Genomic DNA, 25,493 nt, shown 5'->3' with positions numbered 1-25,493 from the left:
TGCACGAAATTGAATCGCCTTTCCGAGGCGATTCAAAAACTCGGTGGCGTGCAGGCGCTGACGATTTCGCATGGCACCGGTCCGACGCAACGGAACCGGTGCGGCAGCTTGCTGGAAAAATAATAAGCATCACCCGGCCCCAGAATGCGGCGTTCACTGCCGACAGTCACTTCGATGCGACCCGAAATGACGATGCCGCCTTCCTCACCCTCGTGCATCAAAAGCACTTTTCCCGTGTCGGAAACCGGCTCATATCGCTCCTTCAGTATCTGTAAAGAGCGCGAAAACAGATGGTCGCCCACCTGACGATAAGAAATCGGCCCCTTGCCGATTTCCACCAACTCCTCGGCCTGATAGAATACCTTGTGAGGCGCATCCGGTTCGAGTGCGAAAAACTCGGCCATGCCGATGGGAATGCCGTCGAGAATGCGCTTCAATGCACCGACGGACGGATTGGACTGATTGGCTTCGATGAGGGAGACCGTGGAGTTCGTCACACCTGCCCTCTTGGCAAGTTCACGCTGCGACAGATTCTGCCGCATGCGCACATAGCGAAGCCGCCCGCCAATATCGATGCTCATCGAACCTTCCCCTCATGTTTATGATGTTCGATATAGCACAAACCTGATAATTACTCTACATAAAAACAATGGCTTAATATCCTCAAGAAAAGGACTTGTTGCACCTCGCAAAGCGTGGCCTGCTGCTTACAAATAGGAGGTAACTATGCTCACCAAAACCAACACGCCAAGCCTTGAGAACTTCTGGATGCCGTTCACCGCGAACCGGCAGTTCAAGGCAGCGCCTCGCCTGCTCGCAAGTGCCTCGGGCATGTATTACACCGACACCGACGGCAATCAGGTTCTGGATGGCACGGCTGGTCTATGGTGCTGCAATGCCGGCCATGGTCGCAAGCGCATTACCGAAGCCGTCGAGCGCCAGATTTCGACCATGGATTTCGCTCCCACCTTCCAGATGGGCCATAATGTAGCTTTTGACTTTGCTGAAAAGCTCGCAGCCATCGCGCCGGGTGGACCGGATGCAAAACTCGACCGCGTATTCTTCACCAATTCCGGTTCGGAATCGGTCGACACCGCACTGAAAATCGCCATCGCTTATCAGCGCGCCATCGGCCAAGGCACCCGCACCATGGTTCTGGGTCGTGAGAAGGGTTATCACGGTGTTGGTTTCGGCGGCATTTCCGTCGGCGGCCTTGTCAATAACCGCCGTGTATTCCCCCAGATTCCTGCCGACCATCTGCGCCATACGCTCGATATCGAGAAGAACGCCTTCTCCAAGGGCCTGCCTGCAAACGGCATCGAACTTGCCGAAGATCTGGAACGTCTCGTCCAGCTGCATGGTGCTGAAAAGATCGCTGCGGTTATCGTTGAACCGATGTCCGGTTCGGCTGGCGTCATCCTGCCGCCAAAGGGCTATCTGGAACGCCTCCGTGCCACAGCAGACAAGCATGGCATCCTCCTGATCTTCGACGAAGTCATCACCGGTTTTGGCCGCCTCGGCACGCCGTTTGCCGTTGATTATTTCGGCGTCGTGCCTGATCTTGTGACGACGGCCAAGGGCCTGACCAACGGTGCCATCCCGATGGGCGCAGTCTTCGCCGCCCGCAAGGTCTATGACGGCCTGATGACCGGCCCGGAAAACGCCATCGAGCTGTTCCATGGCTACACCTATTCCGGCCATCCGGTTGCTGCTGCTGCCGGTCTTGCAACACTGGAAGTCTATGCCGAAGAAGGCCTGCTGACACGCGGTGCAGAGCTTGCCAATCATTGGCAAGAAGCGCTTCATTCGCTCAAGGGCGTTTCGAACGTCATCGACATTCGCAACCTCGGTCTGGTTGGCGCAATCGAACTCTCGTCGCGCAAGGATGCACCGGGCGCACGCGCCTACGATATTTTTGTGGATTGCTTCCAGAAGGGCCTGCTCATCCGCGTGACCGGCGATGTGATCGCGCTTTCGCCGCCGCTTATCGTGGAAAAGGAGCAGATCGACACCATCGTGTCCATCCTCGGCGACGCCATCAAACGCGCAGCCTGATCTTCACCCAAGTCATGCTGCCTTTTAGCCGCCGCTGTTCCCCTGCGGCGGCTTTTTTGTCTGCTGCCAGAAATTGGCGAACGGTAGTATCATTTGGAACGTTTCGTAAAACGGACACTATATATCTTCGGGAACCTTTTGACCTCGCATACATCCAATAAACTCCACAGGAGTTTGACCCATGCGTGCAAAAACAGCCATACCGGCCATCTCACCGACATTTCAGGGTGATCTTGCGCTTGCTCAATGCGCACAAATGCACGATCTGGATGCGCTGCGCAAAATCATGCAGACCAACAACCAGCGGCTCTATCGTTTGGCCCGCAGCATCCTGCGCAACGATGCCGAAGCGGAAGACGTGGTTCAGGAGACCTATTTTCTGGCCTTCAGGAGCCTTGATCGCTTTCGCGGTCAGTCCAGCCTGACCACGTGGTTGTCCCGCATCGCAATTCACGAAGCACTCGGTCGCCTGCGCAAGACCCGGAAGGCCGAGAAACTTCTCGACACATTGCCCGACACATCAGCGGACAATATCATCCCGTTCCCCTCTGCCATAAGCACGGACGATCCCGAACGCGGTTTTGCGCAGCGCCAGATTTTGCAGCTGGTCGAACAGGCAACGGACAATCTGCCGGAAATTTTCCGCCTTGTATTCGTCGCACGGGTCATCGAGGGCTTGAGCGTGGACGAAACCGCCGAATTACTGAATCTGCGTCCGCAGACCGTGAAGACCCGTCTTCATCGCGCCCGATATTTGCTGCGCAAACAGCTGGACGAAAAAATCGGCCCCGTGCTGCTCGATGCATTCCCCTTTGCAGGCAAACGCTGCGAACGGATCATAACCGCCGTTCTGGCGCGGCTGGAAAAGCAGACCTGATATCAGGAACCTTTTGAATTCTCCTGCATCCAATAGCTGTCGCTAAAAAAACAGACCGGAATATTGCCGGGAAAGGGAGAGTTCCATGTCTATTCGTTCAGTTGTATCCGTTGCTGCAATTTGCATTTGCGGCAGCCTGTCTCTGGCAATCGCCCATGACGGAAAATTACACGATCCGGCGATAGCCCATATTGCTTACACGGCAGGCGCTATCGACGTCGCAGCCGCCAAGCAAGCACTTGAAAAATCCAAAAACAAAATGGTGCTCGAGTTTGCACAGACCATGGTGCGCGATCATGAAGCGGTCAATCAGCAAGCGCTCGCTCTGGTCAAGAAACTCAAGGTCACACCAGAGGATAACGACACAAGCAAAGCCTTGTCCAAAGCGGCTGCAGACGAACTGGCAAAATTGAGCAAGCTTGATGGCGCAGCCTTCGACAAATCCTATGTCGACAACGAAGTTGCCTATCACAAGGAAGTCAACAAGGCTCTGAAAACCACGCTCATCCCATCCGCCAGCAATGCCGAGCTGAAAAGCCTGCTCGAAACCGGTCTCAAATTGTTCCAGAGCCACGAGAAACATGCCGAACACATCGCCATGTCTTTGAAATAGGAACAGTCATATGAGATATGCTCAAGCCGCCACGATACTTGCCGGGTTTCTGATTATCAGCGCCCCGGCAAAGGCGAAAATGATAGAGGTTACGGTCGAGAAGCTCGCGTTCTCCCCGCCGAATATTGAAGCGAATGTTGGCGATGTGATCGAATGGAATAATAAAGATCCCATGCAGCATACCGCGACCGTAAAGGGAGGATGGGATATTCTGCTTCCACCCAAAAAAATTACGAAACAGGTTCTCAATTCGCCCGAAACGGTGAATTATTACTGCCGGTTTCACCCGGACATGGTCGGAAAATTGACGGTTAAACCATAAAGAAAAGCCTGCCGATTCGTCTGCTGCCTTTTCATCCTCCCTGCGACGGCGTGAAATTCGCCACCAGCGCATGGCTGTCGCCGGGATAGGTGAAACGCACATGCGTTACCGGCTGGTCGGCATTCCAGGTCTGCCGTTCGATCACCAGACAGGGCGAGCCCAGCGGAATGCCAAGCTTGCCCGCATTCTCCGGCGTGGCGGCAATCGCGCGTATAGAGTGCTTTGCGCTGCTCCATGGCACACACGAAACCAGCCATGGCCCCGGAGAGTTTTCGGCAAAATCAGTCTGCGCTGCTGTTGGAACAGCATGCAGACTGATAATGCGCTCTTCCAGCGCAAAGACGCGCTTGCCCGCATAATGACGGCAGACGAGTTCAACCAGCGGCGTGTGGCGCGGCATGTCGATATGCCGTGCATCCGCAGGCCCGCTCAATCGCTCGCGCCTGCTCGTCAGCTCGAACCGATAGGCGGCACCAAGCGCTGCCACCTCATCGCGGATATCGTGGATTTCCAGGATCGCCGCCTGCGATTGCGGAAAGGAAACGAAGCTGCCGGAGCGCCGCTTGCGCTCGATCAGGCCCGCTTTGGCAAGCTGGGTCAGCGCCTTGTTCACCGTCATGCGCGAACAGCCATACTGCTCTGTCAGCTCGTGCTCGAAAGGGATGCGATGGCCGGGCAGCCATTCTCCCGACAGGATGCGCGATTCTATATCGTCCAGAATACGCTGGTGCAGCGAAAGAACTGGTACATCCTTTGCGATCAAATCTTCGCCAGCCATGCCGTCTCCTGTCAGGCAAGTAATTCGCCAAGGGTTTTCTGGAAAGCACGCTCCGCCTGATCACGCAAGCGGTGACGCCCGCCTTCCACCTGTTTAACGCCGCGCACCCACACGTCGGACGGTCGTGCGCGACCGCCGAACAGCCATCCATCCAGCACAGTATCGCCCTTGGCGTGCGGCAGACGCCCGGTATCCAGCGCCACAAAATCCGCCGAAGCCCCTTGTTTCAAGCCTTCACCTGCGCACCCCATCGCGATGTTGCCGCCCGTTACCGCGCCATCGAACAGCGCGCGGCCCGTTGATCCTTCATTTTCAGCAAGCACGTTGCGGGCGCGATGTTGGAGACGCTGCGAATATTCCAGCTGGCGCAATTCGTCGCCAATGCCGATTAGCACATTGGAATCCGAGCCGATGCCGAACTTGCCGTCAGCAGCAGTAAACACCGTCGCGTTGAACGTTCCGTCACCGAGATTGGCTTCGGTCACGGGGCAGAGACCGGCAATCGCCCCGGCCTTGGCCATGCGCTGCGTTTCATCATCGGTCATATGGGTCGCATGAATGAGGCACCAGCGCGAAGATAAATCCTGATGGTCAAGAAGCCATTCGACCGGGCGCTTACCCGACCATGCAACACAGTCCTCGACTTCCTTCACTTGTTCGGCCACATGGATATGCACCGGCGCGTCGGGCAGGAGCTTCGTCACGACGCCCAGTTCATCCTGCGTCACAGCGCGCAGGCTGTGAGGTGCCACACCCAGAACCGCACCGTCGAAACCCGCCAGCGCTTGCTTGCAGCCTTCGATCAGCCGCGCGAAACGTTCAGGATTGTTGATGAACCGCCGCTGTCCTTCGTTCGGAACAGCACCGCCAAAACCCGAATGCGCATAAAAGACGGGCAGAAGCGTCAGACCGATGCCTGCCGCCTTGGCTGCGGAAACAATGCGGTCGGCCATTTCCGAGATATTGCCGTAAGGCGTGCCGTCGCGATCGTGATGCAGGTAATGAAACTCGCCGACGCGGGTGAAACCGGCTTCAAGCATATCGACATAGAGCCGCAATGCCACGGCTTCGGCCTGTTCCGGCGACATGGTGAGCGCAAATTTGTACATAATCTCGCGCCAGCTCCAGAAGCTGTCGGCAGACGAACCGCGCCGCTCAGCCAATCCAGCCATGCCGTATTGGAACGCATGGCTGTGCAGGTTTGGCATGCCGGAAATGATTACTGCGTGATGCTCATCTCCCGACTGCGCGCTGATACCAGTTTCCACTGATGCGATTTTTCCATCCGCCATGCCAAGCCGCACATCATTCGCCCAACCGGTTTGCAGAAGCGCCTGTCCGGCATGGATAAATTGCATTTCGGTGGCTGCAGCAGACATTCGAACAGGCTCCTCATTTCGCCAGATTTTCACGCTGATCTTTCAACAGATCGCAAATGGATGCATTTTTTCTCTTGGCGGTTCCGCTAATATGTATATACATTATTGAAAAACAGGGGAAGCGAGAAAACGCTCATGTCAGATAAAACAGGCTACATTTTCAGCAACGCCCGTATCGCCACGCTGGGTGAAAACTCCGAAGGCCTGGGCCTCATCGACAATGCAGCGCTTGCCGTTAAAAACGGCAAGATCGCTTATGTCGGTCCGGAAAATACCCTGCCCGCTGAATATGCATCCTTCGAGAAAATAGATTGCGGCAACCGGCTCATCACGCCGGGATTGATTGATTGCCACACCCATCTCGTCCATGCAGGCAATCGCGCGCATGAATTCGAACTCCGTCTCAGCGGCGCATCCTATGAGGAAGTCGCGCGTGCTGGTGGCGGCATTGTTTCCTCGGTCAAAAACCTGCGCGCAGCCAGCGAAGACGATCTGGTGCGCGAAACCCTGCCCCGTCTCGATGCGCTGATTGCCGAAGGTGTCACCACTGTCGAAGTCAAATCCGGTTACGGTCTCGACCGCGACAGCGAAATCAAGTCACTGAAGGCCGCCCGTCGCCTTGCTGAAGAGCGCGACGTTGCGATCCGCACCACCTTCCTCGGCGCGCACGCCCTGCCTCCGGAAATGAACGGCGACAAGGCCGCCTATATCGACCGCGTCATCAACGACATGCTTCCGGCTATCGCCGATCAAGGATTGGCTGATGCGGTTGATGGTTTTTGCGAAGGGATAGCCTTCCTGCCCGACGAAATCGCCCGCGTCTTCGATGCGGCCAAGGCCCATAATATACCGGTCAAGCTTCATGCCGACCAGTTGTCCAATCTGCATGGTGCGGCGCTTGCCGCCTCCTATGGAGCGCTTTCTGCGGACCATCTCGAATATACCGATGCGGAAAGTGCCGCCGCAATGGCCAAGGCCGGAACAGTGGCCGTGCTGCTTCCCGGCGCTTATTACTTCATCCGCGAAACGCAAAAGCCGCCAGTTGAAGCCTTCCGCGCCGCTGGCACCAAGATGGCGCTCGCCACCGACAACAATCCGGGCACATCGCCGCTGACCTCGCTTCTGCTCACCATGAATATGGGTGCAACTCTGTTCCGCATGACCGTCGATGAATGCATCGCAGGCGTCACTCGCGAAGCAGCACGCGCCCTCGGCCTTCTCGACCAGACCGGCACGCTCGAAATCGGCAAGGACGCCGATCTCGCCATATGGAACGTCGAGCGTCCGGCTGAACTCGTTTACCGCATAGGCTTCAATCCGCTCTGGAAGCGGGTATTCAAGGGCCAGCTTTAATTGTTGTTTCGAACCGCGCATCTTTTTCGAAAACCGCTTCACACTTTTCGGGATGCGCTCTTATGGAGCCTTCTATGACCATCATCCTCAAGCCCGGTTCTGTCCCGCTGGAAACGCTGGAAAAAATCTATCGCGATGGCCTCCCCGTTCGCATCGATCCTGCCTTCCATGCTGGCGTTGAAAAGGCGGCAGCGCGCATTGCGGAAATCGCAGCGGGGGATGAACCGGTTTACGGCATCAATACCGGCTTCGGTAAACTCGCCTCGATCCGCATTGCAGCAGGCGATGTCGCCACGCTCCAGCGCAATTTGATCCTGTCGCATTGCTGCGGCGTCGGCGAGCCACTTGCGGAAAACATCGTGCGCCTCATCATGGCACTGAAGCTGATCTCGCTCGGTCGCGGCGCATCCGGCGTGCGACTTGAAGTGATCGCTCTCATCGAAGACATGCTGGAAAAAGGCGTGATCCCGATGATCCCGGAAAAGGGATCCGTCGGCGCGTCCGGCGACCTTGCGCCGCTGGCCCATATGACTGCCGCCATGATCGGCGAAGGTGAAGCCTTCTATCAGGGCGAGCGTTTACCGAGTGCGAAGGCACTGGAAAAAGCCGGACTGAAACCTGTCGTTCTGGCTGCCAAGGAAGGTCTCGCACTCATCAACGGCACGCAGACCTCGACTGCCCTCGCACTGGCAGGTCTCTTCCGCGCGCATCGCGCCGCGCAGACCGCACTCATCACCGGCGCATTGTCCACTGATGCCGCCATGGGATCGGATGCGCCGTTCCATGAGGAAATCCACACGCTGCGCGGCCATAAGGGTCAGATCGACGCTGGCCGTGCACTACGCGCCCTGCTCGAAGGTTCTGTCATTCGCCAGAGCCATCTCGAAGGCGACCAGCGCGTGCAGGACCCTTATTGCATTCGCTGCCAGCCGCAGGTTGATGGCGCCTGCCTCGACATTCTGCGACAAGCCGCGCGCACGCTGGAAATCGAAGCCAATGCGGTTACCGACAATCCGCTCGTTCTCTCGGACGGGCGCGCAGTATCGGGCGGTAACTTCCACGCCGAGCCTGTTGCCTTCGCGGCCGACCAGATTGCGCTTGCGGTCTGTGAAATTGGCGCGATTTCGCAGCGCCGCATTGCGCTTCTGGTCGATCCGGCGCTTTCCTTCGGGCTTCCAGCCTTTCTTGCCCGCAAGCCGGGGCTCAATTCCGGCCTCATGATCGCAGAAGTCACCTCTGCCGCGCTGATGAGCGAAAACAAGCAGATGGCGCATCCAGCTTCCGTCGATTCCACCCCAACCTCGGCCAATCAGGAAGACCATGTGTCCATGGCCTGCCACGGCGCGCGCCGCCTGTTGCAGATGACCGCCAACCTCAATGCCATTATCGGCATCGAAGCGCTGACCGGCGGACTGGGCGTGGAACTGCGCGAACCGCTGACCACCAGCCCTGAGCTTGCCAAGGTGATCGCGGCATTGCGCGGCCGCGTGCCGACGTTGGAAGACGACCGCTACATGGCTGACGACCTGAAGAATGCCGCCGATCTGGTCGCTGACGGCGTGCTTTCCGGTGCGGTTTCGAGCGGCATCCTGCCAGCGCTGGAGGCGTGAGCATGAGCCCGTTCGAAGTTCGTCAGGGAACGTCGCCGGTCATTCTTGGCCTGCCGCACACCGGAACCGACGTGCCGCAGGATATCTGGGCGCGTCTCAACGACAATGGCAAAATTCTTGCCGATACCGACTGGCGCATTCACACGCTCTATGACGGTCTCATCGAAGGCGCGACTACGGTGCGCGCCACCTTCCACCGCTATTGCATCGATGCCAATCGCGATCCGGCGGGTGTGAGCCTCTATCCGGGACAGAACACCACGACGCTGATCCCGGAAACCGACTTTGACGGCATTGCCATCTGGAAAGACGGAGAAGCACCGACGGAAGCCGATATTGCCGACCGCATTGCGCGCTTCCACAAGCCCTATCACGAGGCGCTTGCCGCCGAGATCGAACGGGTAAAGGCAATCCATGGGGTCGCCATCCTTTATGACTGCCATTCGATCCGCTCGCATATCCCGTTCCTGTTCGAAGGCAAATTGCCCGATTTCAACATCGGCACGGATATGGGCAAGACCTGCGATCCCAAGGTCGAGGCAGCGGCTGTTGAAGTGACCGCTGGGGCCGATGGCTATACGTCGATCCTCAATGGCCGCTTCAAGGGCGGCTGGACGACCCGCCATTATGGCAAGCCGGAAACCGGCGTGCACGCGATCCAGATGGAGCTTGCCCAATCAACCCATCTTGCGACCGAAGCCGTGCCTTTTGCCTATGACGAAGCCAAGGCGGGCAAACTTCGCGTCCATCTCAAAAACCTTTTGCAGCGGCTGGAAACGATTGCCGCCGACCTGAAATCCTGAGGAGGAAACCATGTCCAACCCACGCCATAATGAGCGCGAAGTGCGAGCGCCGCGCGGAGACCAACTGAACGCCAAGAGCTGGCTCACCGAAGCGCCCTTGCGCATGTTGATGAACAATCTCGACCCCGATGTGGCCGAGCGTCCGCATGAGCTGGTTGTCTATGGCGGCATTGGTCGCGCAGCCCGTACATGGGACGATTTCGACCGCATCGTCGCCACCCTCAAGACACTCAATGAAGACGAAACCCTGCTGGTGCAGTCTGGCAAGCCGGTTGGCGTATTCCGCACCCATAAGGATGCACCGCGCGTTCTGATCGCCAATTCCAACCTCGTGCCGCATTGGGCAACCTGGGATCATTTCAACGAACTGGATAAGAAAGGTCTCGCCATGTATGGCCAGATGACTGCCGGTTCGTGGATCTATATCGGCGCGCAGGGCATCGTTCAGGGCACCTATGAAACCTTCGTGGAAGCTGGTCGCCAGCACTATGACGGCAACCTCAAGGGCAAATGGATTTTGACTGGCGGTCTCGGCGGCATGGGCGGCGCGCAACCTCTCGCAGCCGTCATGGCCGGTGCCTGCTGCCTTGCAGTCGAATGTGACGAAACCCGCGCCGATTTCCGCCTGCGTACCCGTTATGTCGATGAGAAAACCCACAGCCTCGATGAAGCACTGGCCAAGATCGACGCCTGGACCAGGGCAGGCGAGGCAAAGTCCATTGCGCTTATCGGCAATGCGGCTGAAATCTTCCCGGAACTCGTCAAGCGTGGCGTAAAGCCGGACATCGTCACCGACCAGACCTCCGCACATGATCCGGTGCATGGCTATCTGCCGCTTGGCTGGACCGTCGCCGAATGGCGCGCCAAGCAGGAGAGTGATCCAAAGGCTGTCGAGAAGGCTGCCCGTGCTTCGATGAAGGTGCAGGTTCAGGCTATGCTCGACTTCTGGAATGCTGGCATTCCAACGGTGGATTACGGCAACAATATCCGCCAGATGGCGCTGGAAGAGGGTCTGGAAAACGCTTTCGATTTTCCGGGCTTCGTACCTGCCTATATCCGCCCGCTGTTCTGCCGCGGCATCGGCCCGTTCCGTTGGGCTGCCCTTTCCGGCGATCCCGAAGATATTGCAAAGACCGACGCCAAGGTGAAGGAGCTGCTGCCCGACAACAAGCACCTGCACAACTGGCTCGACATGGCGAAGGAACGCATCGCGTTTCAGGGCCTGCCAGCGCGCATCTGCTGGGTCGGCCTCGGTGACCGTCACCGCCTTGGCCTCGCCTTCAACGAAATGGTCCGCAATGGCGAATTGAAAGCGCCGATCGTGATTGGTCGCGATCACCTCGATAGCGGCTCGGTGGCTTCGCCAAACCGAGAAACCGAATCCATGAAGGATGGCTCGGATGCCGTGTCCGACTGGCCACTGCTCAATGCGCTGCTCAACACGGCTTCAGGCGCAACATGGGTCTCGCTCCATCATGGCGGCGGCGTCGGCATGGGCTTCTCGCAACACGCAGGTATGGTCATCTGCTGCGACGGCACTGAAGATGCGGGTCGTCGCATTGAGCGCGTGTTGTGGAACGACCCGGCAACCGGCGTCATACGCCATGCCGATGCGGGCTATGAAGAAGCGCTCGACTGGGCAAAGCAACAGGGCCTGCGCCTCCCAGCGATCCTTGGAAATTGAGGTCGAATGGCTTTCTCTATCCGCAAGGCAGAAAGTCATCGCCGCATGCCGTGGAAAAACGGTGGCGGCGTGACGGTTGAAATTGCAGTCTATCCGGAAGGCACGTCAGTCGATAATTTCGACTGGCGCATTTCCATGGCAACGGTCGCCAGCGACGGTCCGTTCTCCATCTTCCCCGGCATCGATCGCACCTTGTCCGTATTGGAGGGCGACGGCATCGTGCTCGACGTCGAGGAACAGACGAATATCCTCACTCGTGAAAGCGCGCCGTTGTCCTTTGCCGCCGATGCGCACTCCAGCGCACGGCTGATCGGATCCGCCATTACCGATCTCAACGTCATGACCCGACGCGGGCGCTTTATCCATATGGTCCGGCGCCTGCCTGTCGGTGGCACCACGCTCACCCAGGCCGACGGGAATCCGTTACTTCTCTTCTGCGCCGAAGGTCAGGTCGATCTGACATTTGCAGGTAAAACCACAAAACTTGAGCAGCATGATTGCGCAGTCTTCACGAACTGCGACGCCTTGCCTCTTGAACTAAAGGGGAAGGGAACGACTTACCTGATCGCAATTAATCCAGCATGACCAGTAGCTTATGACTGTTCGCACGAGATGGGAGGGCTCAAATATCCGCGACGAACTCTCTGGACAGACGACACGGTCCTGTTAATTTGGCAGGAATGAAGGGACAAAAAAGTCTCACTATAAAAGGGGTACTACACATGAAGAAATCATTGCTCGCCGGGGCAGCACTAGCAGCATTCGCGTTCACATCGGCTGCGCATGCGGAAACCGCCGTTTCCATCGGCCTGTCCGGCTGGACCGGCTTTGCTCCGCTGACACTTGCGAAAGAAGCCGGTATTTTCAAGAAAAATGGTCTCGACGTGACGCTGACCAAAATCCCGCAGGCAAGCCGTCATCTGGCACTGGCTTCCGGTGATATCCAGTGCGCGGCCACCACCGTTGAAACATGGATCGTCTGGAACGCCGCTGGCGTGAAGACCAAGCAGATTTTCCAGATGGATAAATCTTACGGTGCTGATGGTATCGCGGTCCGCGCCGACGTGAACTCCTTCGCCGATCTGAAAGGCAAGACGGTTGCCGCTTCTGCACCGGGCACATCGCCTTACTTCCTTCTCGCCTTCATGCTCGCCAAAAACGGCATGACCACGAAGGACGTCAAGGTCGTCAATATGGAGCCGGGACCGGCTGCTCAGGCTTTTGTGGCAGGCCAGAACGATGCCGCTATGACCTACGAGCCTTATCTGTCCACCGTGCGCGGAGCACCCGACAAGGGCAAGATTCTCGCCACCACGCTCGATTATCCGGCGGTCATGGATACGGTCGGCTGCACGCCCGATTTCCTGGAAAAGAACCCCGAAGCTGCCAAAGCACTCGCCGACAGTTATTTTGAAGCGCTGCAGCTGATCGCTTCCGACAAGGCCAAATCCTATGAAATCATGGGCAAGGACGTGAAGCAGTCGGGCGAGGATTTCGGCAAATCGGCCGATTATCTTCGCTGGCAGGACAAGGTGGCAAACCAGAAATTCTTCGAGAAGGAATTCAAGGAATTCTCGACCGAAGCCGCCGACCTTCTGCTGCAGGCAGGCGTGATCAAGTCGAAGCCCAATCTCGACGATATCGTGGACACGAGCTTCATCAAGTAACATCGTTTCATGCGCCAGCCCGGACCAAGCGTCCGGGCTTCCTCATTTTCCGCCTGTCGAGTGCGGCAGATACACGATCAAACGGAAAAATATATGCAGCCCTTGCAGCCGATAGGCAGTCAGCCCCGGATATTACTGGGTATTCTATTCTTCATTCTCTTCTTTGTGTTCTGGGGTATCGCCACTCTGGGCGGCTTCGTTTCCCCGACTTTTCTTGCCGATCCCATCACCATGGTGAAGGACGGCTGGGACCTCATTGCCAATCAGGGTTTCCTCAATGATATCGGCATGACGGTCTGGCGTGTGCTGGGCGGCTTCGTGCTGGCAAGCGTCGTTGCCATTCCGCTCGGGATCGCCATGGGCGCCTACAAGCCCATCGAAGCCCTGCTGGAACCCTTCGTATCCTTCGCCCGCTATCTCCCGGCTTCAGCCTTCGTGCCACTGCTGATCCTGTGGGCAGGCATTGGCGAAACCCAGAAACTGCTGGTTATCTTCATCGGTGCAGTGTTCCAGATCATCCTCATGATCGCCGTGACAGTCTCCAATACACGACGCGATCTTGTCGAAGCCGCCTATACGCTCGGCGCATCGAACAGCGGCATCATTCGCCGTGTCCTCATGCCTGCCAGTGCTCCGGATATAGCCGAAACGCTGCGCCTCGTGCTCGGATGGGCCTGGACCTACGTGATCGTGGCCGAACTCATCGGCGCCTCGTCCGGCATCGGTTACATGATTATCAACAGCCAGGCGCTAATGGCCACCGGCCAGATCATTTTCGGTATCATCGTCATCGGCGTCATTGGCCTGATCTCCGACCTTGCCTTCAAATATTTCAACCGCTGGCTCTTCGCATGGAGGTTCGCATAATGGTTACGAAAGGCGACCAGGAACTTGTCATCAAGGGCGTGAGCCGCACCTTTCCGGGCGTGCATGGCGGCAAGCCGACACTGGCATTGCAGCCGACCGACCTCGTCATCCCGAAAAATGATTTCGTGACCGTCCTCGGCCCCTCGGGCTGCGGTAAGTCCACGCTCCTTCGCATCATCGCCGGTCTCGACAAACCGACCACCGGCACAGTGACGCTGGAAGGTAAACCCGTAACCGGCCCCGGCGCCGATCGCGGTATGGTCTTCCAGTCCTACACGCTGTTTCCGTGGCTCACGATCCGTCAGAATGTCGGCTTCGGGCTTCGCGAAAAAGGCGTGCCGGAAAAACAGGCGCGCGAAATCGTGGACAGCTATATCGACAAGGTCGGGCTGCGTGGCTTTGAAGATCACTGGCCAAAGCAGCTTTCGGGCGGCATGCAACAGCGCACGGCGATTGCCCGCGCACTTGCCAACGATCCAAAAATCCTGCTTCTCGACGAGCCGTTCGGCGCACTCGACAACCAGACCCGCGGACTGATGCAGGAACTTCTGCTCGGCATTTGGGAGCGGGAGCACAAGACAGTGATCTTCGTCACCCACGACATCGAGGAAGCCATCTTCATGGCGACCCGCGTGGTTACGATGACCGCTCGTCCGGGCAAGATCAAATCGATCACCCCGGTCGATATCGCCCATCCGCGCACCTACCACGTCAAGGCAAGCCCGGAATTCTCGGAGTTGCGCCTCAAGCTCACGGAGGAAATCCGCAGCGAAGCCATCGCCGCTGCAAAGCAGGCCGCCTGAAAATAGCTGTTTCCCATTGCAGCCGAGTGACCTATGAAAAGACTGCGACTTGATCGCAGTCTTTTCGTTTCAGGACACATTCCATCATGGCCGTTTCAGCAGAAGAACTCGAAAACCGCATCGTCTATGTCAACGGCGAATATGTCACCGCCCGCGACGCGCGCATTTCCATCTTTGACCGTGGCTTCCTGTTCGGCGACGGCATCTACGAAGTGACAGCCGTGCTGGAAGGCAAGCTCATCGACAGCGAGCCGCATATGCGACGCCTGCGCCGCTCGACCGGCGAGATCGGCATTCCGATGCCAATGAATGAAGATGAGATCGTGGCTATCGAACGCGAACTGGTGCGCCGCAACAACCTGACCGAAGGTCTGGTCTATCTACAGGTAACGCGCGGCGACGGACGCGACCGCGATTTCGTACCTGCAAAGGGTATGAAGCCATCAGTCGTCCTGTTCACACAGGAAGCCAATCTGCTCGACAAGCCTGCACTGAAAACCGGTGCACGCGTGCTTTCGCTGGAAGACCTGCGCTGGAAACGCCGTGACATCAAGACGGTCTGTCTGTTGCCGCAAGCGCTCGCCAAGGAAATCGCCAAGAACGCGGGGTGCGATGAAGCGTGGATGATCGAAGACGGTTATGTGACCGAAGGCGCATCGTCCACTGCCTATATCGTGACCAATGATGATGTCGTCGTCACACGGCCTAACAGCAATTCCATCCTGCCCGGCTGCACGCGGCTTTCGCTTCTGCAACTGATCGCCGAGACCGGCATGAAGCTGGAAGAGCGGCTCTTCACCATCGATGAAGCCTATGTCGCAAAGGAAGCCTTCCTCACCAGCGCGGGCACTTTCGTCACGCCGATCACCGCCATAGACGAGAAGACCATCGGCACGGGCAAGCCCGGCCCCATCGCCCAACGCCTGCGCGAGATTTATCTCGATCACGCGCGCCGCACAGCGATCTGAATAACAAAGACGTCAGAACCCGGTGCCGCCATTCCGCCGCACCGGGTTCCTTGTTTTCGCGCTCAATCCGATCCGGGAACTGGCTGAGCCTAAAATCAATAAGTTAGGGCCACACGTCCATTTGGACGCATGGCAGCCTCATGATTAGTGCCCACGATTAGTGGTTATCTCGCGGCAGGCCGCGAGTATGGGCGATGTCCTGATACTTGACCGCATTTTCAAGAACCGCGCCGGTTTCCATCTGACCGACAACCGCGCGCTGGATTTCCTGCCACGGCGTCTGACTTTCCGGATACTTGTAGCCGCCAGTAGCTTCCAGCGCCTTGCGACGTTCAGCCAGTTCCTCATCCGAAATCAGGATATCTGCCGTGCCGCGACCGAGATCGATGCGGACGCGGTCACCCGTCTTCAGAATGGCCAGCCCGCCGCCTGCGGCAGCTTCCGGGGAGGCATTGAGGATCGACGGTGAACCCGACGTGCCCGACTGGCGACCGTCGCCGATGCATGGCAGCGAAGTAATGCCCTTCTTCAAAAGATAATCCGGTGCGCGCATATTGACGACTTCCGCCGCACCCGGATAGCCGATCGGGCCCGCACCACGCATGAACAGCACCGTATTTTCGTCGATTTCCAGCGCCGGATCGTCGATGCGGTGATGATAATCTTCCGGCCCGTCGAACACGACCGCCTTGCCTTCGAAAGCATTCGGGTCCTTGTCATCGGACAGGTAGCGGTTGCGGAACTCGTCCGAAATGACGCTCAGTTTCATGATCGCCGACGAGAACAGATTGCCGCGCAGCACGCGGAAACCGGCATGTTTCTTCAGCGGCTGGTCATAGGTCTTGATGACATTGCTGTCTTCAATGGTGGCGTTCTTGCAGTTTTCGCCGATGGTCTTGCCGTTGACGGTCAGCGCATCCTCATTGATGAGGCCCTGCCCCATCAGCTGGTTGACGACGGCCGGTACACCACCCGCGTGATAATAGTCCTCACCGAGATATTCACCGGCAGGCTGCAGGTTGACCAGAAGCGGAATTTCCTCGCCATATTTCTGCCAGTCATCGACCGTCAGTTCCACGCCGACATGGCGAGCGAGCGCGTTCAGATGGATTGGCGCATTGGTCGAGCCGCCAATGGCGGAGTTGACGCGAATGGCATTGACGAAGGCATCCTTGGTCAGAATGTCCGACGGCTTCAAATCCTCATGCACCATCTCAACGATGCGGCGTCCGGTGAGATATGCCACTTCCTGACGGTCACGGTAGGGTGCCGGAATGGCGGCGGAACCGGGAAGCTGCATGCCGAGCGCTTCGGCGAGCGAATTCATCGTCGTGGCCGTGCCCATCGTGTTGCAATAGCCAGTGGACGGTGCCGAGGAAGCAACGAGCTTAACGAAGCCCTGATAGTCGATTTCGCCCTTGGCAAGCAGCTCGCGCGCCTTCCAGACGATGGTGCCCGAACCGGTGCGTTCGCCACGGAACCAGCCATTGAGCATCGGACCGACCGAGAGCGCAATCGCCGGAATATTGACCGTCGCGGCAGCCATCAGGCAGGCAGGCGTTGTCTTGTCGCAGCCAATAGTCAGCACGACGCCATCGAGTGGGTAGCCGTAAAGCACTTCCACGAGGCCGAGATAGGCAAGGTTGCGGTCCAGACCTGCGGTCGGGCGCTTGCCGGTTTCCTGAATAGGATGAACCGGAAATTCGATAACAATACCGCCTGCCTCACGAACGCCCTCGCGGACGCGCTTGGCCAGTTCCAGATGATGACGGTTGCAGGGTGAGAGGTCGGAACCCGTTTGCGCAATGCCGATGATCGGACGACCGGACTGCAGCTCTTCCTGGCTCAGGCCATAGTTCATGTAGCGCTCCAGATAGAGCGCCGTCATATCGACATTATCAGGATTGTCGAACCAGGCGCGCGAGCGGAGCTTTGGCGTTTTCGGAGAGACGGGCTTGTTCATTTCATTGTCCTGCGTGGGTAAGAGACCAGACAACGGTCTCGATTCCTTCGACGCCGATCCTTAAAATCAAATCGACATTCCAAATGTTTGGTTCATCGCGCATCTTGTCCGAAAACCGTTTCACACTTTTCGGGATGCGCTTTAATCTTCAAATGCTTCGACGACATGCCGCTTTCCGAGCAGAAACGCATCGGCCACATGGGTCAGCGGAGCGAGATCGACATCCGAACGCCCCGTGCCGATCAATTGCACGAAACGCTTGTAAAGTCGTTGATATTCGCGGTCCGGCTCGGCCATTTTCTCGGTCCCGGCAATGGTCAGGCGACTGCCGCCATGGCTGAGCAGAACCGTGCCCTTGTCGGTCTCCACACGAATGTCCCAGGTCTGCGGTCCGGTTTGACGCCAATCCAGTTCGAACGAAACCGGAATGCCGCTTTCGGTCTGAAACTGGAGGTCGGCTGCAATGGGTGCCGCACGGTTTTCAGGAAAGTACAGATCGGACTGCGTCAGGAAGAAGCGTTGCGGCAGGATATGCGTGACAATGGAAAGCGCATTGATGCCAGGATCGAACACACCGAGCCCGCCCGGTTCCCAGATCCATTGCTGTCCGGGATGCCAGTGGCGGACATCCTCTTTCCACGTGACCGAAACTGAGTGGATTTCCGCATCTTTCAGGAATTCACGTGCCGGTTCGACCGCTGCCGCCTCGCGTGAATGCCACGTGGCGTAAAGCGTCACTTCTTCCGCTTGCGCAAGGCGCTCTAGTGCCTGTACTTCCGAAATAGTCGCGCCAGGCGGCTTTTCCAGCATCACATGCTTGCGTGCTTTCAACGCGGCATAGGCCTGCGTAAAGCGCCCCTGCGGCGGGGTGCACAGCGATACGGCGTCGATGGCCACACCGGATGCCAACAGCTGGTCGATATCCGTAAAAGACGGCACACCATCCAGACCGGCATTGCGGCTGGCGACAGCGGCCAGCGCGATACCGTCCACCGCCTCGATGGACGGTAGATGCTGGTCGCGCGCGATCTTGCCAAGACCGACAATTGCTAATGCGATGTTGGACGAAGCTGGCATCTTGCTACTCACAATGCACTGACGGCGACTTTCTCTGCCGCAGCCTGTGCCTTTGTCGCCTCAGCGAGCGTGTTGACCAGCGGATAGCGGAATGGCTTGGCGGAAATCTCGAACCGGTCGCCAGCTTCCGTCTTCACACCCTCCGAAAACGACAAGGTTGCCGTGCCAAAGAAGTGGACATGAATATCGCCCGGACGGCGGAACAGCTCATATTTGAAATGATGATATTCCAGATTGGCGATTGTGTGCGACATGTTCGCTTCGCCCGACAAGAACGGCTTTTCAAAGATTATCTCATCGCCGCGACGAATACGCGAAACGCCTTCCACATGGTCCGGTAACGCGCCGACATAGAGTTCCGGCCCCAACGCGGCCTGGCGCAACTTGGAATGGGCGAGCCAGAGATAGTTCTGCTTTTCGGTCACGTGGTCGGAGAACTCATTGGCAAGGCAGAAACCAAGCCGGAACGGCGTACCGTCCGGGCCAATCAGGTAAATGCCGGCCAGTTCCGGCTCTTCACCGCCATCTTCGGCAAAGGAAGGCGAAACCAGTTCACCGCCGGTTGCCACAAGCGCCGAACCGTCACCCTTGTAGAACCATTCCGGCTGCACACCGGTCTGGCCCGGCTTCGGCTTGCCGCCCTCGACGCCCATCAGGAACATGCGCATGGAATCGGTCGGCTTTTCGGCGGCTTGCGCGGCCTTGTGCATCTTGTCGCGACCGTCAGCTGAACCCAGATGCGTCAAGCCTGTACCGGCAACAATCAAATGCGCCGGATCGGCATGGGTAATCGGCAGGCCGACGCGGCCCGCAGCCAGAGCGGCTTCAATATCTACAGCATCGCCATTACCGCTGCGTACTACCTGTTCTTCAAGGCTGATACCCGCTGCAATTGCCGCCGAGGCCAGCTCATAGGTCGTTGCCACGCCCTTGACGACATGCGCCGCTCCCTCGTCATTGCAGGCAGCCACACGCATTTCTCCGCTTTCATCGCGGAACTGGACCAGACGTAACATCAAACCTCCCATTTTCCGCATACCCACTGCGGAATTCACCCCGACCGATTGAAAAACGCCATAAGGCGCCATTTTACGGTTCGGGTTATTAATATGACTATTTTGCCGCAACCCGCTTTGTCAAGCGAGCTGCCGCCCCCATTGGGGCAGTTCGCAAAGACCACAGAGACAAAGCGAATACAAGCCTTTGTTTTACATTTATAAATGTGACTATTGCGCGTTTGTCGCACCGACATTTCATCAGGAAGCACCGAAAGACGCTTGCCATAAAGTAATATTATATGCTTCATAAATGCGAAGGCCGGGAGGGCCTTACTGGGAGGAACTATCATGAAACGCAGTTTGACGGCCCTGACGGCCGCATTTTCATTTGCCCTGATTTCGAGCGCATCTGCCGCATCGCTGACAGTCGGCTTTTCGCAGATCGGTTCGGAGTCAGGCTGGCGCGCCGCAGAAACCGCCCTGACCAAGCAGGAAGCCGAAAAGCGCGGCTATACGCTGAAATTTGCCGATGCCCAGCAGAAGCAGGAAAACCAGATCAAGGCCGTGCGTGGCTTCATCGCGCAGGGCGTCGATGCAATCCTGATCGCCCCAGTGGTATCCACCGGCTGGGACGCTGTTTTGAAGGAAGCCAAGGAAGCGGAAATTCCGGTCGTTCTGCTCGACCGCCAGATCGATTCGCCAGAAGACCTTTATCTGACCGCCGTTACCTCCGATCAGGTCCATGAGGGCAAGGTCGCGGGCGACTGGCTGGTGAAGGATGTGGGCGACAAGCCGTGCAATGTCGTCGAGCTGCAGGGCACCACCGGCTCCTCGCCAGCGATCAACCGCAAGAAGGGCTTCGAGGAAGCGATCAAGGGACACGACAACATCAAGATTTCCCGCTCGCAGACCGGTGACTTCACCCGCACCAAGGGCAAGGAAGTCATGGAAAGCTTCATCAAGGCCGAAGGTGGCGGCAAGAATATCTGCGCCGTCTATGCCCACAATGACGACATGGCCGTCGGCGCCATTCAGGCCATCAAGGAAGCTGGTTTGAAGCCGGGCACCGAGATCAAGATCGTATCGATCGACTCCGTGCCGGATATCTTCCAGGCCATGGCCAATGGCGAAGCCAACGCGACCGTCGAGTTGACGCCGAACATGGCAGGCCCGGCATTCGACGCGATTGAAGCCTTCAAGGACAAAGGCACTGTTCCGCCGAAGTGGATCCAGACGGAATCGAAGCTCTACACGCAGGCTGACGATCCGAAGGCCGTCTATGAAGCCAAGAAGGGTCTCGGCTACTGATCCTCTCGTCCTCGGGCCGCGGCTATCGCGGCCCGGAATGACCTTTGCAAAATGCAATGGAAGACTGCCATGGCTGCAAAAGACGCTCCATCGGCGGCCGCAATGCCGCTTCTTGAAGCCCGCTCGATCACCAAATCCTTCCTGGGCGTGACCGCGCTCGACCATGTCGATTTCACGCTCAACCGGGGTGAAATCCATGCACTGCTCGGCGAAAACGGTGCGGGCAAATCCACGCTCATCAAGATATTGACCGGTGCCTATCACGGCTTCGACGGGGCGATCCTGCTTGAGGGCCAGCCGATTGCGCCCGCCTCTGTGGCGGAAGCGCAGACGCTCGGCATCGGCACAGTCTATCAGGAGGTCAACCTTCTCGAAAATCTGACGGTCGCCGAAAACCTGTTTCTGGGGCGCCAGCCGAAACGTTTCGGGCTGGTTGACCGGGGCCGGATGGAAAAAGATGCGGCGAAACTCCTTTCCCGCTACGGCCTTACCATCGATGTCGGCGCGCCTCTGTCCGCCTATTCGGTCGCCATCCGCCAGATCATCGCGATTGCGCGCGCCGTCGATCTTTCCGGCAAGGTGCTGGTTCTCGATGAACCAACCGCCAGCCTCGATGCCCGCGAAGTCGAGATGCTGTTCGGCGTGCTACGCCAGCTGAAGGCCGAAGGCCTCGGCATCGTCGTCATCACCCATTTTCTGGATCAGGTCTACGCCATCGCTGATTGTGCCACCGTGCTGCGCAACGGACGGTTGGTCGGCAGCCGCAACCTGTCGGAACTGCCGCGCACCGATCTGATTTCCATGATGCTCGGCCACCAGTTGCAGGAAACCGTGCGCCGCCAGCTCACCGAGGAAGTAAGTCGCGATACAGTGGCCCCGATCCGCTTTGCAGGCTTCGGCAAGAAGGGTAGCGTGGCGCCATTCGATCTCTCGATCAAGCCGGGAGAAGCCGTCGGCATTGCCGGGCTGCTCGGTTCCGGCCGCACCGAAACTGCTCTTTTGATGTTCGGCGTCGATCAGACCGATAGCGGCACCTTGACCGTCGACGGAAAGGAAACCAGGCTTCCCTCGCCCGTCGCCGCCATTTCGGAGCGCTTCGCTTTCTGCCCGGAAGAGCGCAAGACCGACGGCATCATCGGTGATTTCTCGATGGCAGAAAACATTGCGCTCGCCGTTCAGGCGAAGCGCGGCTGGTCCAGACCCATTTCCTCGCGCGAAAAGACGGCGCTTGCCCAACGCTACATCAAGGCGCTGGATATTCGTCCGCCCGATCCTGACAAGCCGATCAAATTCCTGTCCGGCGGCAACCAGCAGAAGGCCATTCTGGCCCGCTGGCTCGCCACCGATCCTCGCCTGCTGATCCTCGACGAGCCGACGCGCGGTATCGACATCGGCGCTCATGCTGAAATCCTCAAGCTCATCGGAGAACTTTGCGCCGATGGCATGTCGCTGGTCATCATCTCTTCGGAATTCGAGGAGCTTGCTGCCGTTGCCAATCGCGTCATCGTCCTATCCGATCGTCGCCATGTGGCGGAACTGAAGGGCGAGGAAATCACTGCCGACAATATCGTGCGTGCAATCGCTGAGACCGGAAGTGAAAAGGAAGCTGCAGCATGATTGCCCGCATGACCAGAAAACTCAAAAGACTTAGCCCCCAACTGGCTGCCCTTGTGCTCATTCTGGTGGCAAACACTATCATCGCGCCGGGCTTTCTCGACATCTCGTTCCAAAACGGACGGCTCTATGGCAGCCTGATCGATATTCTGGTGCGCGCCGCACCCGTCGCTATTCTGGCCGTTGGCATGACGCTGGTAATCGCAACGCGCGGCATCGATTTGTCGGTCGGTGCGGTCATGGCAATCAGCGGCGCTTTTGCCGCGTCACTCATCGTTGCAGGCTATCCGCTTGCAATTGTGATTCCGGCAGCGCTTGGCGTTGGCCTTCTGTGTGGCTTGTGGAACGGCTTTCTGGTTGCAGTCTTCGATATTCAGCCGATCATCGCGACGCTTATCCTGATGGTGGCAGGTCGCGGCATCGCACAGCTTATCACCGAAGGCGCGATCCTGACTTTCAACAATGATTCCTTTGCAGCGCTTGGCTCCGGCGCATTTCTCGGCATACCCATCCCCGTGCTGATCTGGATTTTCGCCGGGCTGGTAGTCGGTATCGCGGTGCGTTCCAGCGCTCTCGGCTTTCTGATTGAAGCAACCGGCATCAATCGGCGCGCCGCCATGCTGGCGGGCGTCAAGGCGAGGTTCCTGCTGTTCAGCGTCTATGCGGTTTCTGGCGTCGGCGCTGCCCTTGCGGGGCTGATTGCGGCGGCGGATATTCGCGGCGCGGATGCCAACAATGCCGGGCTGTGGCTTGAACTCGACGCCATTCTGGCCGTCGTCATCGGCGGCACCTCACTTAATGGCGGGCGCTTCTCGATCATGGCCTCGCTTCTCGGTGCGCTCATCATCCAGTCGATCAACACAGGCATCCTTATGGCGGGCTTTCCGCCGGAATTCAACCTCATCATCAAGGCCGTCATCATCGTGATCGTGCTCACCTTCCAGTCACCGGCCATTGTGCAGCTCATTACCTTCCTGCGCTCGGAGCGCAAGGGCAATGGAGCCAATCCGGTTCACCAGAGCCAGCAGGGAGCACGGCAATGAAAGCACTGCGCAATCTGCCTTTTCTGACCACGGTTGCAATCTTTTTGCTCGCCTATGCGATCTGCATCATCCAGTTTCCGAATATGCTGTCGACGCGGGTGATCGGCAATCTTCTGACCGACAATGCCTTTCTCGGCATTGCCGCCGTCGGCATGACATTCGTGATCCTCTCCGGCGGCATCGACCTGTCGGTCGGCTCGGTCATCGCCTTCACCAGCGTCTTCGTTGCCGTGCTCGTCGGGCAGTTCGGCGTCCATCCGCTTGTGGCTTTCGCGCTCATTCTGGTGATCGCGGCATTGTTCGGGGCGTGGATGGGCATGATGATCCATTTCTTGCGGATTCCACCTTTCGTGGCAACGCTTGCGGGCATGTTTCTGGCACGCGGCGCGGCCTTCCTTATCTCGACGCAATCCGTGCCCATCGCGCATCCGTTTCTCGACACCTTGCAAGGGCTCTATTTCCGCCTGCCGGGCGGCGGCAGGCTGACATTCATCGCCATGGTCATGCTTGCAGTCTTCATCGTCGGCGGCATCATCGCCCATCGCACGCGCTTCGGTGCCAATATCTATGCGCTGGGCGGCAACCAGCAGTCGGCTGAACTGATGGGCGTTCCGATTGCCCGCACCACAATCGGCATCTATACGATGTCGGGTATCCTTTCCGGCCTCGCCGGGATCGTCTATACGCTTTATACCTCGTCCGGCTATTCGCTGGCGACGGTGGGGGTTGAACTGGACGCCATCGCATCGGTGGTGATCGGCGGGACCTTGCTGACAGGCGGTGCCGGCCTTGTGGCCGGAACATTTGTCGGCATTCTGATACAGGGGCTGATCCAGACCTACATTGTTTTCGACGGCACGCTGTCTTCCTGGTGGACCAAAATAGCAATCGGTATATTGCTGTTCCTGTTCATTGCTCTGCAACGAGGACTTGTATGGTTCTCCGATCTAAGACTGGCGCGGCAACGCATGAAGGAGGCCTGAATTGGGATTGCTGGAAACGGCCATAACCGGACGCAAGCGCCATAACAGCCACGCAGTCGTAGTGGGCGAGTTGGGCCGTGGCATCGTCGCGGGCACCATTCCCGAAGGGTCCATTCTTCCCGGCGATCATGAATTGTCGCTGCGCTTCGGCGTATCCCGCACGGTTCTGCGCGAGGCAATGAAAACCCTTGCCGCCAAGCGCCTCATCGAACCCAAGGCCAAGGTCGGCACGCGCGTTCTGGGCCATGCCAGCTGGAACTTCTTCGATCCCGACGTGCTGACATGGCGGTTCGAGGCGGGCTTCGATGAAGTCTTCGTGGACCATCTGGCCGAAATGCGCATGGCGCTGGAACCGGCAGCCGCAGCCGCAGCCGCAGAGCGCGCTTCCAGCGACGAAATTGTCGAGCTTTACGCGCTCGCCGCCAAGTTCGACGATTCGAACCACACGCCGGAATCCATTGCCAAGGTCGATCTGGAATTCCATCTTGCCGTTGCCCGCATGTCCGGCAACCCGTTCATGCGTTCGGTGAGCGGCTTGATCGAAGCCGCGCTCGCAGTCTCGTTTCAGTTGTCTTCACCGGCGACTTCGCGGGAGGGCATTACCGAATGCGCGGCCAATCACCTGCGTATCGCACATGCCATTGCATCGCGTGATCCCACAAAGGCGCGTCTGGCCATGGAAAACGTCATCAAAGTCGGCGTCGAACGCATCCGGGATGTGATCTGAA

Annotated in this window: 24 protein-coding genes; 18 read left to right on the top strand and 6 right to left on the bottom strand. The window is 58.0% G+C overall.

Annotated elements, in window-relative coordinates:
- Window positions 1-32 precede the first annotated feature (32 nt).
- Complete coding sequence (locus tag HWX93_RS05235) at window positions 33-581, bottom strand: cupin domain-containing protein (protein ID WP_176036738.1); 549 nt, start codon at window positions 579-581, stop codon at window positions 33-35.
- Window positions 582-726: 145 nt separating this feature from the next.
- On the opposite strand from HWX93_RS05235, the gene HWX93_RS05230 reads away from it, so the two are divergent.
- From HWX93_RS05230 to HWX93_RS05215, 4 genes are all read left to right on the top strand, one after another.
- Window positions 727-2,055, top strand: coding sequence for an aspartate aminotransferase family protein (locus tag HWX93_RS05230; protein ID WP_176036737.1), 1,329 nt, complete (start codon window positions 727-729; stop codon window positions 2,053-2,055).
- A 181-nt stretch (window positions 2,056-2,236) separates the two neighbouring features.
- Window positions 2,237-2,932 (top strand): RNA polymerase sigma factor, encoded by a 696-nt coding sequence (locus HWX93_RS05225; RefSeq protein WP_176036736.1) that lies wholly within the window; start codon window positions 2,237-2,239, stop codon window positions 2,930-2,932.
- 85 nt (window positions 2,933-3,017) lie between these two features.
- Complete coding sequence (locus tag HWX93_RS05220; protein WP_109987315.1) at window positions 3,018-3,545, top strand: DUF4142 domain-containing protein; 528 nt, start codon at window positions 3,018-3,020, stop codon at window positions 3,543-3,545.
- A gap of 10 nt (window positions 3,546-3,555) precedes the next feature.
- Window positions 3,556-3,867 (top strand): cupredoxin domain-containing protein, encoded by a 312-nt coding sequence (locus HWX93_RS05215; protein ID WP_109987316.1) that lies wholly within the window; start codon window positions 3,556-3,558, stop codon window positions 3,865-3,867.
- Between the two features lie 31 nt (window positions 3,868-3,898).
- On the opposite strand, the gene hutC is transcribed toward HWX93_RS05215, so the two are convergent.
- Window positions 3,899-4,645, bottom strand: a complete 747-nt coding sequence (gene hutC / locus HWX93_RS05210) for a histidine utilization repressor (RefSeq protein WP_176036735.1) — start codon at window positions 4,643-4,645, stop codon at window positions 3,899-3,901.
- Between the two features lie 11 nt (window positions 4,646-4,656).
- Window positions 4,657-6,024 (bottom strand): formimidoylglutamate deiminase, encoded by a 1,368-nt coding sequence (locus HWX93_RS05205; RefSeq protein ID WP_176036734.1) that lies wholly within the window; start codon window positions 6,022-6,024, stop codon window positions 4,657-4,659.
- A gap of 135 nt (window positions 6,025-6,159) precedes the next feature.
- Between HWX93_RS05205 and hutI the strand changes: the two genes are divergently transcribed.
- The 9 genes from hutI (at window position 6,160) to HWX93_RS05160 (ending at window position 15,779) form a co-directional block, all read left to right on the top strand.
- Window positions 6,160-7,377, top strand: a complete 1,218-nt coding sequence (hutI, locus tag HWX93_RS05200) for an imidazolonepropionase (protein WP_176036733.1) — start codon at window positions 6,160-6,162, stop codon at window positions 7,375-7,377.
- A 74-nt stretch (window positions 7,378-7,451) separates the two neighbouring features.
- The gene (gene hutH / locus HWX93_RS05195) at window positions 7,452-8,987 is read left to right on the top strand and encodes a histidine ammonia-lyase (protein WP_176036732.1); all 1,536 of its coding nucleotides are present in this window, start codon (window positions 7,452-7,454) and stop codon (window positions 8,985-8,987) included.
- 2 nt (window positions 8,988-8,989) lie between these two features.
- Window positions 8,990-9,790, top strand: a complete 801-nt coding sequence (gene hutG / locus HWX93_RS05190) for an N-formylglutamate deformylase (RefSeq protein WP_176036731.1) — start codon at window positions 8,990-8,992, stop codon at window positions 9,788-9,790.
- A 10-nt stretch (window positions 9,791-9,800) separates the two neighbouring features.
- Window positions 9,801-11,474, top strand: a complete 1,674-nt coding sequence (gene hutU, locus HWX93_RS05185) for a urocanate hydratase (RefSeq protein WP_176036730.1) — start codon at window positions 9,801-9,803, stop codon at window positions 11,472-11,474.
- A 6-nt stretch (window positions 11,475-11,480) separates the two neighbouring features.
- Complete coding sequence (locus HWX93_RS05180) at window positions 11,481-12,059, top strand: HutD family protein (protein WP_109987323.1); 579 nt, start codon at window positions 11,481-11,483, stop codon at window positions 12,057-12,059.
- 137 nt (window positions 12,060-12,196) lie between these two features.
- On the top strand, window positions 12,197-13,141 hold the full coding sequence (locus HWX93_RS05175) for an ABC transporter substrate-binding protein (RefSeq protein WP_176036729.1): 945 nt from the start codon (window positions 12,197-12,199) through the stop codon (window positions 13,139-13,141).
- Window positions 13,142-13,234: 93 nt separating this feature from the next.
- Window positions 13,235-14,008 (top strand): ABC transporter permease, encoded by a 774-nt coding sequence (locus HWX93_RS05170; RefSeq protein ID WP_061345816.1) that lies wholly within the window; start codon window positions 13,235-13,237, stop codon window positions 14,006-14,008.
- Complete coding sequence (locus HWX93_RS05165; protein WP_176036728.1) at window positions 14,008-14,811, top strand: ABC transporter ATP-binding protein; 804 nt, start codon at window positions 14,008-14,010, stop codon at window positions 14,809-14,811. The genes HWX93_RS05170 and HWX93_RS05165 overlap by 1 nt, the downstream gene beginning before the upstream one ends.
- An 86-nt stretch (window positions 14,812-14,897) precedes the next feature.
- Window positions 14,898-15,779, top strand: a complete 882-nt coding sequence (locus HWX93_RS05160; protein ID WP_176036727.1) for a D-amino-acid transaminase — start codon at window positions 14,898-14,900, stop codon at window positions 15,777-15,779.
- A 157-nt stretch (window positions 15,780-15,936) separates the two neighbouring features.
- Here the strand turns inward: HWX93_RS05160 and HWX93_RS05155 are convergent, their stop codons facing one another.
- The 3 genes from HWX93_RS05155 to araD1 form a co-directional block, all read right to left on the bottom strand.
- Window positions 15,937-17,742 (bottom strand): IlvD/Edd family dehydratase, encoded by a 1,806-nt coding sequence (locus HWX93_RS05155; protein ID WP_176036726.1) that lies wholly within the window; start codon window positions 17,740-17,742, stop codon window positions 15,937-15,939.
- Window positions 17,743-17,883: 141 nt separating this feature from the next.
- Window positions 17,884-18,819, bottom strand: a complete 936-nt coding sequence (locus HWX93_RS05150) for a Gfo/Idh/MocA family protein (RefSeq protein WP_176036725.1) — start codon at window positions 18,817-18,819, stop codon at window positions 17,884-17,886.
- A gap of 8 nt (window positions 18,820-18,827) precedes the next feature.
- The gene (gene araD1 / locus HWX93_RS05145) at window positions 18,828-19,835 is read right to left on the bottom strand and encodes an AraD1 family protein (protein ID WP_109987330.1); all 1,008 of its coding nucleotides are present in this window, start codon (window positions 19,833-19,835) and stop codon (window positions 18,828-18,830) included.
- A gap of 330 nt (window positions 19,836-20,165) precedes the next feature.
- Between araD1 and ytfQ the strand changes: the two genes are divergently transcribed.
- The 5 genes from ytfQ (at window position 20,166) to HWX93_RS05120 (ending at window position 25,492) form a co-directional block, all read left to right on the top strand.
- Window positions 20,166-21,125: a galactofuranose ABC transporter, galactofuranose-binding protein YtfQ gene (ytfQ, locus tag HWX93_RS05140; protein WP_210267199.1), complete on the top strand. Its 960-nt coding sequence runs from the start codon at window positions 20,166-20,168 to the stop codon at window positions 21,123-21,125.
- A 69-nt stretch (window positions 21,126-21,194) separates the two neighbouring features.
- On the top strand, window positions 21,195-22,742 hold the full coding sequence (locus HWX93_RS05135; RefSeq protein ID WP_176036724.1) for a sugar ABC transporter ATP-binding protein: 1,548 nt from the start codon (window positions 21,195-21,197) through the stop codon (window positions 22,740-22,742).
- Entirely contained in the window at window positions 22,739-23,782 is a 1,044-nt protein-coding gene (locus HWX93_RS05130; RefSeq protein ID WP_109987333.1) for an ABC transporter permease, read from the top strand. The genes HWX93_RS05135 and HWX93_RS05130 overlap by 4 nt, the downstream gene beginning before the upstream one ends.
- Window positions 23,779-24,765 (top strand): galactofuranose ABC transporter, permease protein YjfF, encoded by a 987-nt coding sequence (gene yjfF / locus HWX93_RS05125; RefSeq protein WP_176036723.1) that lies wholly within the window; start codon window positions 23,779-23,781, stop codon window positions 24,763-24,765. Before HWX93_RS05130 ends, yjfF begins: the two co-directional genes overlap by 4 nt.
- A gap of 1 nt (window position 24,766) precedes the next feature.
- Window positions 24,767-25,492, top strand: coding sequence for a FadR/GntR family transcriptional regulator (locus HWX93_RS05120; RefSeq protein WP_176036722.1), 726 nt, complete (start codon window positions 24,767-24,769; stop codon window positions 25,490-25,492).
- The last annotated feature ends 1 nt before the right edge of the window (window position 25,493 follow it).

It is taken from the genome of Brucella tritici (assembly GCF_902825325.1).
Lineage (GTDB): Bacteria > Pseudomonadota > Alphaproteobacteria > Rhizobiales > Rhizobiaceae > Brucella.
The sequence above is the reverse complement of the archived record's forward strand: the minus strand, read 5'-3'. Positions and strand labels throughout refer to the sequence as shown.

Coding starts and splice junctions, on each gene's coding strand:
- HWX93_RS05235 (WP_176036738.1), bottom strand. CDS start 581: ATGAGCATCGATATTGGCGGGCGGCTTCGCTATGTGCGCATGCGGCAG.
- HWX93_RS05230 (WP_176036737.1), top strand. CDS start 727: ATGCTCACCAAAACCAACACGCCAAGCCTTGAGAACTTCTGGATGCCG.
- HWX93_RS05225 (WP_176036736.1), top strand. CDS start 2,237: ATGCGTGCAAAAACAGCCATACCGGCCATCTCACCGACATTTCAGGGT.
- HWX93_RS05220 (WP_109987315.1), top strand. CDS start 3,018: ATGTCTATTCGTTCAGTTGTATCCGTTGCTGCAATTTGCATTTGCGGC.
- HWX93_RS05215 (WP_109987316.1), top strand. CDS start 3,556: ATGAGATATGCTCAAGCCGCCACGATACTTGCCGGGTTTCTGATTATC.
- hutC (WP_176036735.1), bottom strand. CDS start 4,645: ATGGCTGGCGAAGATTTGATCGCAAAGGATGTACCAGTTCTTTCGCTG.
- HWX93_RS05205 (WP_176036734.1), bottom strand. CDS start 6,024: ATGTCTGCTGCAGCCACCGAAATGCAATTTATCCATGCCGGACAGGCG.
- hutI (WP_176036733.1), top strand. CDS start 6,160: ATGTCAGATAAAACAGGCTACATTTTCAGCAACGCCCGTATCGCCACG.
- hutH (WP_176036732.1), top strand. CDS start 7,452: ATGACCATCATCCTCAAGCCCGGTTCTGTCCCGCTGGAAACGCTGGAA.
- hutG (WP_176036731.1), top strand. CDS start 8,990: ATGAGCCCGTTCGAAGTTCGTCAGGGAACGTCGCCGGTCATTCTTGGC.
- hutU (WP_176036730.1), top strand. CDS start 9,801: ATGTCCAACCCACGCCATAATGAGCGCGAAGTGCGAGCGCCGCGCGGA.
- HWX93_RS05180 (WP_109987323.1), top strand. CDS start 11,481: ATGGCTTTCTCTATCCGCAAGGCAGAAAGTCATCGCCGCATGCCGTGG.
- HWX93_RS05175 (WP_176036729.1), top strand. CDS start 12,197: ATGAAGAAATCATTGCTCGCCGGGGCAGCACTAGCAGCATTCGCGTTC.
- HWX93_RS05170 (WP_061345816.1), top strand. CDS start 13,235: ATGCAGCCCTTGCAGCCGATAGGCAGTCAGCCCCGGATATTACTGGGT.
- HWX93_RS05165 (WP_176036728.1), top strand. CDS start 14,008: ATGGTTACGAAAGGCGACCAGGAACTTGTCATCAAGGGCGTGAGCCGC.
- HWX93_RS05160 (WP_176036727.1), top strand. CDS start 14,898: ATGGCCGTTTCAGCAGAAGAACTCGAAAACCGCATCGTCTATGTCAAC.
- HWX93_RS05155 (WP_176036726.1), bottom strand. CDS start 17,742: ATGAACAAGCCCGTCTCTCCGAAAACGCCAAAGCTCCGCTCGCGCGCC.
- HWX93_RS05150 (WP_176036725.1), bottom strand. CDS start 18,819: ATGCCAGCTTCGTCCAACATCGCATTAGCAATTGTCGGTCTTGGCAAG.
- araD1 (WP_109987330.1), bottom strand. CDS start 19,835: ATGTTACGTCTGGTCCAGTTCCGCGATGAAAGCGGAGAAATGCGTGTG.
- ytfQ (WP_210267199.1), top strand. CDS start 20,166: ATGAAACGCAGTTTGACGGCCCTGACGGCCGCATTTTCATTTGCCCTG.
- HWX93_RS05135 (WP_176036724.1), top strand. CDS start 21,195: ATGGCTGCAAAAGACGCTCCATCGGCGGCCGCAATGCCGCTTCTTGAA.
- HWX93_RS05130 (WP_109987333.1), top strand. CDS start 22,739: ATGATTGCCCGCATGACCAGAAAACTCAAAAGACTTAGCCCCCAACTG.
- yjfF (WP_176036723.1), top strand. CDS start 23,779: ATGAAAGCACTGCGCAATCTGCCTTTTCTGACCACGGTTGCAATCTTT.